Here is a 13235-nt window from a genome sequence, read left to right as displayed (position 1 = left end):
GTAGATATTCTCCTTATGTTATTTGGTGGTACTTTTAATATAACGAATATCTGCGTCTTTTAGAAGACACAAAGATAGGGTTGATGACATTTTAATTTTTGTCATCAACCCTATTTATTGTAGAACCCGTTTTTTCTTCTAAAGTTAGAAATATAACATTTCAATTCAACTCAGGGCATATTAATAACTACTAATAAAAATTGAGAAAATATTCTAATTATATTAGAATTAATCACTTAATTAGTAGCAATATGCGATAATATTGTGTAGAATTGATAAGGAAGATATTAGAATATGTTAAGGAGGATAATGAATGAGTGAAGAAAATAAACAACGTGTACTAATTATTGAAGACGAAAAAAACTTAGCTCGCTTCGTTGACTTAGAATTAAAACACGAAGGCTATGAAACTGAGATTAGATATGATGGTCGTAGTGGACTAGATGCTGCATTAAATGAGGATTGGGATGTCATCCTATTAGATTTAATGTTACCAGAATTAAACGGTCTAGAAGTATGCCGTCGTATTCGTCCGGTTAAAGATACACCAATCATTATTATGACAGCAAGAGATTCGGTTATTGACCGTGTTTCTGGTTTAGACCAAGGGGCAGATGATTATATTGTTAAGCCTTTTGCAATCGAAGAATTATTAGCACGTCTACGTGCATTATTCCGTCGTTTAGACCATGAAGATGAGCAACGTGCACAACAACAACCAACGGTTAAATATCGTGATTTAACGGTAGAAAAGGCTAACCGTATTGTTAAACGTGGTGAAGAAGTTATTGATTTAACTAAACGTGAATATGAATTATTATTATACTTAATGGAAAACATTAACATGGTAATGTCTCGTGACGTACTTTTAGATAAAGTATGGGGTTATAAATCCGAAGTTGAGACAAATGTTGTTGACGTATATATTCGCTATTTACGTAATAAAATTGACGTTCCTGGGCAAGATAGTTATATTCAAACTGTTCGTGGAACGGGATATGTCATGAGAAACTAAGATGGAAACATTTAAAGAAAAAATAAAACAGCCCCTTTCCCTTAAGTGGAAATGGGGAATTTTATTATTTACATTTTTTGCGCCAGTTATCATCATTAGTTTAACTTGGTATCATCAAGATGTGAATGATAATTTAAGCAAGCAGGTTTATGACACTTATCAGAATAAATATGAAAAAATCGATGAATATTTCCAACAGTTTGATTTTCCGTTTTTAGTATATAACCAAGCTGAAACGACCGCTCGCCCTTTATCGGATGAACAATTTCAAGCACAAAGGAATGCCGTAAGTAACTTAGAGTATTTTGAAGATGACAATACGACGATTCGATTGTTTAGTGAATCAAATCAACTGATTTATGAAACAATGACATTGAACTTACCTTCGATTAATCATTCAGATCAATTGCAAGAAGTGCAACATAACGACGAAACTTTTTTAATGGGTTATAACACCGTGGTTTCTGATTCAACAGGTAAAAAAATTGGTTCGTTCCAATTAATTGTGAAACCAGAATATTATACAAATGTTATTCAACACCAAAATCAATTATTTTGGCGAGTGTTATTATTAATCGTCGTTATTATTGGAGTATTGTCATTTGTTTTAAGTCATCGTTTCCTAAGACCTCTAACTTATCTTAATAACTCATTGGATTTGGTAGAAGAAGAAAACTTATCTGACATACGAGTTAGAAAACCAGTCTCAGAGGATGAGTGGAGCGATTTAAGTTTACACGTGAATAAGTTACTAGACAAAATTGATAAATATGTCACAAACCAAAAACAATTCGTCGAGGATGTTTCACACGAATTAAGAACACCTGTTGCGATTGTTGAAGGTCACTTGAAATTATTAAATCGTTGGGGTAAAGATGATCCCGAAGTTCTTGAAGAATCCATCGCCTCTTCCTTACAAGAAATAACAAGAATGAAAGGCTTAGTGCAAGAAATGTTAGATCTTTCTCGAGCGGAAAATGTGGATATCGACTATAAAGATGAGATAACAGAAGTCTATTCGACGACCGAGCAAGTATTCAATAACTTTAAAATTATCCACGAAGATTTTGATTTCTATCTTGATTCCGATGATGATGGTGAAAGCTTATATATTCAAGCATTTCGAAATCATATTGAACAAGTTCTCATTATTTTACTGGATAATGCAGTTAAATATAGCCGTGACCGTAAAGAAATCCACGTATCTATCAGTAAGAGCTTTACTAAAGTTGAGATTGCGATACAAGATTTTGGTGAGGGTATGACTGATGAAGATAAAGAAAAAGTATTTGGTCGATTTTATCGAATTGATAAAGCAAGATCACGTGATAAAGGTGGGAATGGTTTAGGCCTAAGTATTGCGAAACAATTAGTTGAAGGGTATAAAGGGGCGATTCGAGTGGAGAGTGTAATTAATCACGGTTCGATTTTTTATATTGAATTTCCAATCTTGAATGACACTCGACAAATATATAAGAGTAAGCAAATCGCCGAACGTAAAAAACTATAATGTTTATTCCATAATAAAAAAACGGATATGCGTCTGTTGTAACTACCTAAATTAAGGAAGTGCAACAGATTAGCGTATCCGTTTTTTATGTATAAATTTATGTTTTAAAATTGATTAACGTCTTTGTTTACCTTCGTTACGGCGTTTCTTATTGGAAGTATTGACATTGTTCTTCGTCGGCACTAAGCGTTTTGAATCACCTTTGTTCTTATTTTTAGCTTTAGTTGCTTTTTTACGAGGTGTACGTTTAACATGTGCGTATTTCTCAGCTTCAGCTTCCATATCTTTTTCAATTCTTGGTCTTACCACTTTATTCATATAAAGTTGTTGGAAGATTGCGAACACACCACCGGTTAAGAAGTAAATTCCTAATCCAGCTGCGGAAGCATAAGTAATCCAACCAATCATTAGCGGATTCATTAACATCATTGTACGCGATGTTTGTTGCGCTTGAGGGTTATCAGATTGAGGCGTATTTTTCTGCATCATCCAGCCTTGTAGTGCATAAAGTAGAACAACACCAATTACAAGTGGAATACTTTGCTCACCTAAGTTAATACCTAAGAAGTTACTTCTTAAGATTTCTGGAGACGAACGAATCGCAGTATATACAGCAGAAATAATAGGCATTTGGATTAGTAGTGGTAGACATCCTGCTAAACCACCAAACATATTAATGTCATATTTCTTATACACTTGCATAAGTTCTTGTTGTAACGCTGCTTTTTCATTTTGATCGCTTGTTTCTTCCATTTCAGCATTGATTTCATCAATCTCAGGCTGAGCGATCTTCATTTTTGATTGACTAATCATTGAATTTTTAGTCATATTTACTGATGATGGCATCATAAGTAATCGTGTGATGATTGTAATAATTATGATTGCTACCCCGTAGCTACCGCCGAAAATCCCAGCAATCCAGTCCATTAGAGTGGATGCAGGTCGACCAATATACTCGTAAACCCATCCAGAAGGGTTACCAGCACTATCGTAAGAGACACAGCCGGACATAACTAGTATAACAACAGCAAGTAGTCCAATAATTTTTATCCATTTTTGCTTCTTTTTCATCTAAGTTATCACTCCATTAAAATTCATACTCTTATATAATATAGAAAAGAGATGAAGAATTCAATCAGATTCTCACTATATTTAATTAACAAAAGTTAATATACTACAGAAAAATCATCATAAACTTTATCGAGTTGCAAATCGTGGATCTCGACATCTTTAATTTTCATAAATTGATGTTGAGGTTGTTTGATTCGCTCAACCATCTTATTCAAAGTATCATCATCTGTTTGAGCGATAATTTTGACATCACCGTCAGACAAATTTCTTACTGTTCCTTTAATATTAAGATCTTTTGCAATTTGGCTTACATAATTTCTAAAGCCAACACCTTGTACGCGTCCTGATACGATTAATTCAGTTGTTTTCATGTAATCGCTCCCTTTCTTTTTTTTACATTGTAACACAGAATTTCTAATAAAGAATTCGATATATCCACCATTCAATGCTATAATTAGTGTTGCGTAAAGTTTAGAGAATAGAAGAACGAGGAGGATGGTCCATGACGAAAAAGAAGAAAGCTCAAACAAAAAAGTCAGAGCAAATAAGTGATCATTCAAAACATTATATATATTTAATTATAGGCTTGATTGTCGCTTTTATATCGATAATAGCCTTATTTAATTGGGGATTTTTTGGTTCACTTGTCTTAAATACATTTCGACTGTTTGTCGGTGAAGCTTATGATTTATTATTAGTTGGAATTGCTTTTATTGGATTAGCAATGTTTGTGAAGCGTTCCATTGTTAATATCCCCGCATTAAAATTAATGGGTTCATTGTTTATATTAATAGCGATGACGACATTACTTCATTTTAATCAATTTTATCCTTTAGAACCTTTACCTGATTCCATTTTTGCGATTACTTTTGATATTTTCAAAAATGAATTTGTAACTGGTCAAAACCAAGTCAGTCTTGGTGGTGGGATGCTCGGTGCAGTTTTTTATTCGAGTTTTGGTTATTTATTTGGACAATGGGGAACATATTTATTAGTAGGTATTGTGTTCTTTATTGGGCTCTTTATGACTACAGGTGTGACTTTTGAAGCATTTATTAATGCAATTAAACACTTTTTCATTTTAATATATGGAGGATTTAAACGAGTTGGAAACACAATTAGTGAAGTTCGTTCTACATATAAAGAATCTTTCGTAGAAGAAGAGGAAATTACTGAAGACATCGAACCTGTGGTTGAAGAACCTATTTATGAACAAAATGATTCATTTAACGAATATGAGGATTACTCAAGAGAAGAAGTGTCTTATGTAAGTAAGCAAAGACCTCAGAGAAGAGCTTTATTTGATAAAATAAAGAACAAATTTAATGTCAACGATGCTGAGGAAACGACCGAACAGTGGCAACCCCGTTATCAGCCTTCCATTAAAGTAGATAAAGAACCTAGTTGGGAAGTATATGATGATACGGATGCACTAGCGTCAACAGCAGCTAGTGAACGTGCAAGACTAGAACGAGATAAAGATTTAGTCTTAGATTTAGATTATTTTGACCAAATTTCTAATCATACAAAAGAAGATGAGTCAGAATCAGTTGTTGATATGCCACAGCAACCTAATTATGATTACAATAATCCATCTGATTGGGATGCGCCAACGACTTATGAAGAAGAATCTTATAACAACGTAGAAATTGATGCAGATGATGATATATTGGCTCATGAGATTGCTGATACCTTACCTGAAGAACCGACAAACCAAGAAACGGTTCAACGCTCTAATGCCGCTCATTGGCAACAACAATCTGATAATATCCAAAACACAACTGATAATGATTTAGATTCTGTTCTTGAACAAAGCAGTAAAGCCAATCCAACTCAGAAAAAAGAATCGAAAAAAAGTAAGCATAAAGGGTATAAATTACCATCAAAAAACTTATTAACGAAAATTCCGCCGGTGGATCAATCTGAAGAATACAAACGTATTAATGAAAACATCGATAAACTTGAAAGAACATTTAAAAGTTTTGGTGTAGATGCTAAAGTTGTTAAAGCAAATTTAGGACCATCGGTTACGAAATATGAAATTGAACCAGCTATTGGTGTGAAAGTAAGTAAAATTGTTTCATTATCTGATGATATTGCATTATCACTCGCAGCCAGAGATATTCGTATGGAAGCTCCCATTCCAGGCAAATCATTAATTGGGATAGAAGTACCAAATACTCAAGTGAGCCCAGTTTCTTTTTGGGAAATTGTAGATGCGGCCTTAAAATCACCAAATCTTTTAGAAGTGCCTTTAGGACGAGATATATCAGGATCAGTGTGTACAGCCGATTTAACTAAAATGCCTCACTTACTAATTGCTGGTGCAACGGGGAGTGGTAAATCAGTGGGAATGAATGTTATTATTGCTTCTTTATTAATGAAGGCAAAACCTAATGAAGTGAAATTCTTAATGATTGACCCTAAAAAAGTTGAGTTGACTATGTATAATGAATTACCTCATCTTTTATCTCCGGTAGTTACTAACCCGAGAAAAGCGGCTCAAGCATTAAACAATGTAGTCCAAGAGATGGAACATCGTTATGAATTATTTGCAGCATCTGGTGTAAGAAACGTAGATAGCTATAATGACTATATTGAAGAGCAAAACAAAAATGAAGGAACTGGCTATGAAAAACTGCCAAAAATTGTGGTATTTATTGACGAGTTAGCAGACTTAATGCTAGTAGCTAGTAATGAAGTAGAGAATGCGATTATTCGCTTAGCTCAAATGGCACGTGCTGCTGGTATACATATGATTATCGCAACTCAAAGACCATCCGTAGATGTTATCACAGGGATTATAAAAGCAAATGTGCCATCAAGATTAGCCTTTGCGGTTTCAAGTGGGACTGATTCGAGAACAATCTTAGATTCAAACGGTGCTGAGAAGTTACTTGGTAGAGGAGATATGCTATTCCAACCAATGGGTATGAATAAACCATTACGTGTTCAAGGTGGATATATTTCTGATGCTGAAGTAGAGCGTATTACAGACTTTATCAAAGATCAAAGTGAGCCTGATTATGATGAAGCGATTGTTGTGACAGATGAAAGTCTTGAAAAAGCTAATGCATCTGATGACGAATACTTTGAAGATGCGGTTGCACTTATTAAAGAACAAGAAACAATCAGTATCTCTCAATTACAAAGAAGATTTAGAATTGGTTATAATCGAGCAGCAAGATTAATCGATGATATGGAAGCTTTAGGTTTAGTAAGTGAACCTGATGGAAGTAAACCAAGACAAGTCTTAATAGATTAAAATTAAAATGCCTAGTAGATCAATGTTTACTACTAGGTATTTTTTTATTTTGAGCAAATTTTTTATGGAAATGTTGTTAAATCAATCATTGTAAAAGGATAAAAATATTTGAAAAATTAAAAGAAACATAACCGCTTACATTGTCTTTTTGACAAGCTTACGGTATAATCTTAAATGAACAAACAAAGGAGGAAGATTGAATGAAAAAATTACTTAAATTATCTGCCGTAGCATTAATGGCTGCAGGAGTTGCATTACCAACGATGGCGGCAGCGCAAGAAGAGTTTTCTGCTATTATGATTACGGATATTGGTGGGGTGGATGACAAATCATTTAACCAATCAGCATGGGAAGGATTAACTGCATGGGGTGAAGAGCACGGTAAAGAACGTGGAGTGAGTGGATATGACTACTTACAATCAAACAGTGACTCAGACTTTGTTACAAACATTAACACGGCTTTATCATCAAACTTTGATATAATTTTCGGTATTGGATTTAAATTAGAGCCAGCGATTAATGATATGGCTCAACAATATCCAGATCGTCATTTCGCAATCGTTGATGCTGTTGTAGACCAACCAAATGTGGCTTCATTAAACTTTAAAGACCATGAAGCAGCATTCTTAGCTGGTGTCGCAGCTGCATTAACAACTGAAACAGATCACCTAGGTTTTGTTGGTGGAGTTGAAGGGGTTGTTATTGACCGCTTTGAAGCAGGATTCGTTGCAGGGGCACAAGCAATTAACCCAGATATCGAATTTTCTGTAGAATACGCAGGTAGCTTCGGTGATGCTTCGCGAGGTAAACAAATTGCCGCAGCAATGTACGCGAACGATGCAGATATTATCTTCCATGCATCAGGAGATACAGGGAATGGAGTATTCTCAGAGGCAAAAGACTTAGTAACAAACGACCCTTCACGTAATTTATGGGTAATCGGGGTTGACCGTGACCAAGCAGAAGAAGGTATCGTAACTGTTGATGGAGAAGAACGCCACTTAACATTAACTTCTACATTAAAACAAGTTGGAGACGCAGTGAAACAATTCGCGGAGCAAACTGAAGCGGATGGTTTTACAGCTGGTAATACAGTGTATGGTTTAGCTGATGGTGGGGTTGAATTAACTGAAGGTCAATTAACAGACGAAGTTAAAGAAACAATCGAAGAATACCGTCAACAAATTGTTAATGGAGAAATTGAAGTTCCAGAGACGCCAGAATAAAAAACACGAACAATGACCTTTAAATAAATGAGATAATACGTCAAACTATTGAGAGGTCATTTTTTATAACCTATAATACCTTTAGACATTAACTAAGGGAGGAAACACATTGAACAAATTACTTAAATTATCAACAATTGCTTTACTTGCCGGAGGATTAGCTTCTCCAATTTTTGCTAACGCACAAGAAGATTTTAGTGCAATCATGATTACTGACCAAGGTGGGGTAGATGATAAATCATTTAACCAATCTGCATGGGAAGGGTTACAACTATGGGGAGAAGAGAATGGCCTAGAAAGAGGTACTTCTGGTTTTGATTATTTAGAATCAGCAACTGACTCAGACTACATTACTAACTTAAACACGGCGGTTCAAAGTGGTTTTGATTTAATTTACGGAGTAGGGTTCAAATTAGAAGCAGCGATTAATGATGTTGCTCAACAATATCCAGATCAACAGTTCGCGATTATTGACTCTGTAGTGGACCAACCAAATGTTGCTTCTATTAATTTCCAAGACAATGAAGCAGCTTTTCTAGCTGGTGTTGCTGCAGCTTCAACAACTGAAACAAATAAAATTGGATTTATTGGTGGAGTTGAAGGGATTGTCCTTGACCGTTTCGAGGCTGGCTTTGTAGCTGGTGCTGAAGCAGTTAATCCTGACATCGAAGTTACAGTTGAATATGTTGGAAGTTTTGCTGATGCACCGCGTGGTCGTCAATTAGCAGCAGCAATGTATGCAGCTGATACTGATATTATTTTCCAAGCTGCTGGAGATTCAGGTAATGGAGTCTTCTCAGAAGCAAAAGATTTAGTGTCTGCTGATCCAGAACGTAATATTTGGGTTATCGGAGCTGATATGGATCAAGACGCTGAAGGGATTATTGAAATTGATGGAGAAGAACGCGGATTAACTTTAACTTCTACGTTAAAACAAATCGGTGATTCTATCCAATTATTTACAAATGAAACAAAAGCAGGTAACTTCGAAGCTGGAACACAAGTCTTTGGGTTAGCTGATGGTGGAGTTGACTTAGCTGAAGGAAATCTTTCAGAAGAAGTTTTAACTACTGTAAATGATTACCGTCAACAAATTATTGATGGTGAAATTGAAGTCCCAGAAACTCCTGAAAACTAATAGTTTTTTAAGTAAAGGGCGCCTCGCGGAGGTGCCCTTTTTTTATGAGGGTTTACCATTATAGAACATGGAAAATTAAAAAACACTGTGAAATTACTAATTTGGATAAGTACAAACACTAATTATTTTACAAAAATTGCAATTATAGAATACTTTAATATGATTTTTACTATGCTTTTTTAGTATACTTGTCTATAATTATATATGATAACCGATTGCAAAATTATAAGTATAGAATGTGAGGAGCAATTATGACAGATACAAATGTACCTGTAATTGAGATGCGCGATATTTCCAAGAAGTTTGGAGAGTTTTATGCGAATAAAGATATCAATTTACAGTTGAAAAAAGGTGAAATTCACGCCTTATTAGGGGAGAACGGAGCAGGAAAGTCAACATTAATGAACATTCTCTCTGGTTTATTAGAACCTACATCAGGTGAAATACATATGGGAGGGGAAGTTGTTCAAATTGATTCCCCGACCAAAGCCAACCAACTCGGAATCGGGATGGTTCACCAACATTTTATGTTGATTGATGCTTTTACAGTCGTTGAAAATATTATTTTGGGTGAAGAACCCGTATCAGGACTAACGATTGATAAAGCAACAGCTCAGAATAAAATTGAAGAGATTTCTCAACAATATGGTTTGAGTGTAGATCCTTCAGCTCGTATTTCTTCTATTAGTGTAGGAATGCAACAACGTGTTGAGATTCTTAAGGTGCTTTATCGTGGGGCAGACATTTTGATTTTTGATGAACCAACTGCGTCACTGACACCTCAAGAAGTGACAGACTTAATGGTTACATTACGTAAATTAGCCGAAGAAGGTAAGTCAATTATCATCATCACTCATAAGTTAGATGAAATTAAACAAGTAGCCGATCGTTGTACTGTTATTCGTCGCGGTCAATCGATTGATACAGTTGATGTAGCAACAACGACTTCGAATGAGCTCGCTGATATGATGGTTGGTCGTGCGGTGTCATTTACTACTGAAAAGAAACTTGCAAATCCATCGGATACAATTATTGATGTCCAATCTCTAAATGTATTGGATGAACGTGGTATTAAAGCGGTCGAAGACCTTTCATTTAAAGTTCGTAAAGGCGAAATTGTTGGTATTGCAGGGATTGATGGGAACGGTCAATCTGAATTAATTCTTGCAATGACGGGATTAATGCCAATCGAATCTGGTCAAATACTCTATGAAGGGACAGATATTACAAGCCATTCACCGAGAGATATTAATGAAAGTGGCATTGCACATATTCCAGAAGACCGTCATAAGTATGGTTTAATTCTAGATATGCAATTAGAAAGTAATATGGTATTAAAAAACTATTATGCGAAACCTTATTCAAGTAATGGCTTATTGCATTTTAGTAAAATTGAACAACAAGCGAGAAAATTAATTGAAACTTATGATGTAAGAACAACTTCTGAGAAAGCTTTTGCTAGATCATTATCAGGTGGTAACCAACAGAAAGCGATTATTGCTAGAGAAATAGATAGTGATCCTAAATTCTTAATTGCAGCAAACCCAACACGTGGATTAGATGTGGGTGCGATTGAATTTATTCATAAAGAATTAATTAATGAACGCGATAAAGATAAAGGTGTTCTATTAATGAGTTTCGAACTTGATGAGATATTAAATGTAACCGATAGAGTCCTAGTAATGTTTGACGGTAAGATTGTTGCGGACATTCCAACACATGAAACAAACGAACGTGAGTTAGGATTGATGATGGCGGGAACACCATTTTCAGAAATTGAAGCGGCTCGTCAGGAAGGAAGTGTTGTATAGTGAAGTCAAATATTAGACAAATTATGGTCCCATTATTATCTATCGTTATTGGACTTGTTTTTGGTGCAATTATTATGTTGGTTTTTGGATATAATCCAATTGAAGGTTATAAAGCACTACTTACAGGTGCTTTAGGAAATCCATTTAATATTGGACAAACCATTCGTGCAGCAACTCCATTAATCTTTACTGGTTTAGGATTTGCGGTCGCTTATACAGCTGGATTCTTTAATATTGGTTTAGCTGGGCAAGCCTTAGCAGGTTGGTTAGTCTCTGTATGGATTGGTATATCATTACCTGATTCTCCAGGCTGGCTTGTCTTACCACTTGCTATTCTTGGTGGTGCGATTGCCGGAGCATTATGGGCTGGAATTGCCGGAGTTTTAAAAGCATTTTTTGATACGAGTGAAGTTATCGTTACAATCATGTTAAACTATGTCGCTATTTATATATCGGATCATATTATCCGTAACGTTATTACGGATCGTTCGGATGCAACACCATTTGTAGGTGAGAATGCCTCACTTCGTATGCAATGGTTAACTGATTTAACGAATGGTTCAACGATTCATGGTGGAATTTTCTTAGCTTTAATTTTTGCAGTATTAGTATATATTTTACTTCAAAGAACTACTGTTGGTTTCGAGTTGAGATCCGTTGGTTTCAATAAGCACGCTGCGAATTACGCAGGTATGAATGCGAAACGTAATATTATTTTAGCAATGTTATTATCTGGAGGATTAGCTGGATTAGGTGGAGTTATGAACGGCTTAGGCGAGTTTAGAAACGTCTTCTTAACGAACGGTGTTGCTCCAGCCATTGGTTTTGATGGACTTGCTGTAGCATTATTAGGTGGTCTGAATCCAATCGGAATTATCTTTGCAAGTCTTTTATTTGGTGGGTTAAAAACAGGTGGAACGATTATGCCACTTATGGCAGGGGTTCCTTCTGAAATTGTTGATATTGCAACGGCGGCAATTATCTTCTTCGTAGGTGCTAACTATGTTATTACTTATTTTATGGATCGTCGTGAGAAATCTAAATTAAGTAATACAGAAGTGATTGTACAAGGAGGAGATGAGTAATGGTCAATTTATTAGCATTAATTGTATCATCTACATTAGTATACTCAGCCCCGTTAATATTTACGGCGATCGGTGGAGTATTTTCTGAACGAAGTGGTATTGTAAACGTTGGTTTGGAAGGTATTATGGTGATGGGAGCTTTCAGTTCCGTAGTTTTCAACCTATTTTATGCTGAAACATTTGGATCTTGGACTCCTTGGGTTGGTTTATTGGTTGGAGCCCTTGCGGGTGTATTCATTGCTGCAGTCCATGCTTTAGCAACAGTTAATTTAAGAGCAGATCATATTATTTCAGGTACAGTTGTTAACTTAGCTGCTCCAGCTTTAGCTGTGTTTTTAACACGAGTTTTATTTGAACAAAGAGGACAAACAGACATTATTCGCGAATCATTTGGGTATTTTAACTTCCCAGTTTTAAGTGATATCCCTGTTATTGGACGTATTTTCTTCCAATCAACTTCTTTACCAGCTTATGTAGGTATTGTTGTTGCTTTTATCTGTTGGTTCTTCTTAGCGAGAACACGCTTTGGATTAAGAATCCGTGCGGTTGGTGAGAATCCACAAGCAGCAGATACAATGGGGATTAATGTTTACGCAATGAAATACGCTGGTGTACTACTTTCAGGTGTATTCGGTGGTATTGGGGGAGCAGTATTATCTCAATCAATTTCACTAAACTTCTCTGTTTCAACCATTGCAGGACAAGGGTTTATGGCAATGGCAGCGATGATCTTTGGTAAATGGAATCCAGTAGGAGCTATGTTAGCTGCGATATTCTTTGGTTTTGCTCAAAGTTTATCAGTGGTTGGTTCTCAAATACCATTCATTGAATCAATCGATCCAGTATACTTACAAATCGCACCTTACATTATTACAATTATTGTACTTGTGAGCTTTGTAGGTAAAGCATCTGGTCCAGCTGCTAATGGTAAAACTTATATTAAATCAAAATAATTCTTATATTAAAACGGCCTACATTTGTAGTGCCGTTTTTTTGCATGTGCGCCCGGCATGGGCGATAACTTGGTGGTGAAAGTCCACTACAGACTTGGCAGTAGGAACTGTTAGCTAAAGGCAAGGGTGTCCACCGTGAGGTGGAATCTGAAGGAAGCCGG

10 protein-coding genes are annotated in these 13235 nt (G+C 35.7%); 8 read left to right on the top strand and 2 right to left on the bottom strand.

Annotated features, from left to right (window positions below):
* Positions 1–313: 313 nt before the first annotated feature.
* Together ACEN31_RS09580 and ACEN31_RS09575 are read left to right on the top strand one after the other, a co-directional pair.
* Positions 314–1015, top strand: coding sequence for a response regulator transcription factor (locus ACEN31_RS09580; protein WP_138403684.1), 702 nt, complete (start codon positions 314–316; stop codon positions 1013–1015).
* A gap of 1 nt (position 1016) precedes the next feature.
* Complete coding sequence (locus ACEN31_RS09575) at positions 1017–2525, top strand: sensor histidine kinase (RefSeq protein WP_407109288.1); 1509 nt, start codon at positions 1017–1019, stop codon at positions 2523–2525.
* Positions 2526–2639: 114 nt separating this feature from the next.
* Here ACEN31_RS09575 and yidC read toward each other — a convergent pair whose 3' ends face one another.
* Together yidC and ACEN31_RS09565 are read right to left on the bottom strand one after the other, a co-directional pair.
* The gene (gene yidC, locus ACEN31_RS09570) at positions 2640–3596 is read right to left on the bottom strand and encodes a membrane protein insertase YidC (protein ID WP_407109287.1); all 957 of its coding nucleotides are present in this window, start codon (positions 3594–3596) and stop codon (positions 2640–2642) included.
* Positions 3597–3691: 95 nt separating this feature from the next.
* Complete coding sequence (locus ACEN31_RS09565) at positions 3692–3967, bottom strand: acylphosphatase (protein WP_138403687.1); 276 nt, start codon at positions 3965–3967, stop codon at positions 3692–3694.
* 131 nt (positions 3968–4098) lie between these two features.
* On the opposite strand from ACEN31_RS09565, the gene ACEN31_RS09560 reads away from it, so the two are divergent.
* The 6 genes from ACEN31_RS09560 (at position 4099) to ACEN31_RS09535 (ending at position 13074) form a co-directional block, all read left to right on the top strand.
* Positions 4099–6861, top strand: a complete 2763-nt coding sequence (locus ACEN31_RS09560; protein ID WP_407109286.1) for a DNA translocase FtsK — start codon at positions 4099–4101, stop codon at positions 6859–6861.
* Between the two features lie 200 nt (positions 6862–7061).
* Positions 7062–8087, top strand: a complete 1026-nt coding sequence (locus ACEN31_RS09555; RefSeq protein WP_407109285.1) for a BMP family protein — start codon at positions 7062–7064, stop codon at positions 8085–8087.
* 109 nt (positions 8088–8196) lie between these two features.
* The gene (locus ACEN31_RS09550) at positions 8197–9225 is read left to right on the top strand and encodes a BMP family protein (protein ID WP_407109284.1); all 1029 of its coding nucleotides are present in this window, start codon (positions 8197–8199) and stop codon (positions 9223–9225) included.
* A gap of 251 nt (positions 9226–9476) precedes the next feature.
* Positions 9477–11036 (top strand): ABC transporter ATP-binding protein, encoded by a 1560-nt coding sequence (locus ACEN31_RS09545; RefSeq protein WP_407109283.1) that lies wholly within the window; start codon positions 9477–9479, stop codon positions 11034–11036.
* A gap of 23 nt (positions 11037–11059) precedes the next feature.
* Positions 11060–12121: an ABC transporter permease gene (locus tag ACEN31_RS09540; protein ID WP_407109289.1), complete on the top strand. Its 1062-nt coding sequence runs from the start codon at positions 11060–11062 to the stop codon at positions 12119–12121.
* Positions 12121–13074, top strand: a complete 954-nt coding sequence (locus ACEN31_RS09535) for an ABC transporter permease (RefSeq protein WP_407109282.1) — start codon at positions 12121–12123, stop codon at positions 13072–13074. Before ACEN31_RS09540 ends, ACEN31_RS09535 begins: the two co-directional genes overlap by 1 nt.
* The last annotated feature ends 161 nt before the right edge of the window (positions 13075–13235 follow it).

It is taken from the genome of Ruoffia sp. FAM 26255, from assembly GCF_045528525.1.
GTDB classification, from domain to species: Bacteria; Bacillota; Bacilli; order Lactobacillales; family Aerococcaceae; genus Ruoffia; species Ruoffia tabacinasalis.
Note: the sequence above shows the minus strand (reverse complement) of the source record. Positions and strands in the feature narration are given on the sequence as shown.

Coding starts and splice junctions, on each gene's coding strand:
- ACEN31_RS09580 (WP_138403684.1), top strand. CDS start 314: ATGAGTGAAGAAAATAAACAACGTGTACTAATTATTGAAGACGAAAAA.
- ACEN31_RS09575 (WP_407109288.1), top strand. CDS start 1,017: ATGGAAACATTTAAAGAAAAAATAAAACAGCCCCTTTCCCTTAAGTGG.
- yidC (WP_407109287.1), bottom strand. CDS start 3,596: ATGAAAAAGAAGCAAAAATGGATAAAAATTATTGGACTACTTGCTGTT.
- ACEN31_RS09565 (WP_138403687.1), bottom strand. CDS start 3,967: ATGAAAACAACTGAATTAATCGTATCAGGACGCGTACAAGGTGTTGGC.
- ACEN31_RS09560 (WP_407109286.1), top strand. CDS start 4,099: ATGACGAAAAAGAAGAAAGCTCAAACAAAAAAGTCAGAGCAAATAAGT.
- ACEN31_RS09555 (WP_407109285.1), top strand. CDS start 7,062: ATGAAAAAATTACTTAAATTATCTGCCGTAGCATTAATGGCTGCAGGA.
- ACEN31_RS09545 (WP_407109283.1), top strand. CDS start 9,477: ATGACAGATACAAATGTACCTGTAATTGAGATGCGCGATATTTCCAAG.
- ACEN31_RS09540 (WP_407109289.1), top strand. CDS start 11,060: ATGGTCCCATTATTATCTATCGTTATTGGACTTGTTTTTGGTGCAATT.
- ACEN31_RS09535 (WP_407109282.1), top strand. CDS start 12,121: ATGGTCAATTTATTAGCATTAATTGTATCATCTACATTAGTATACTCA.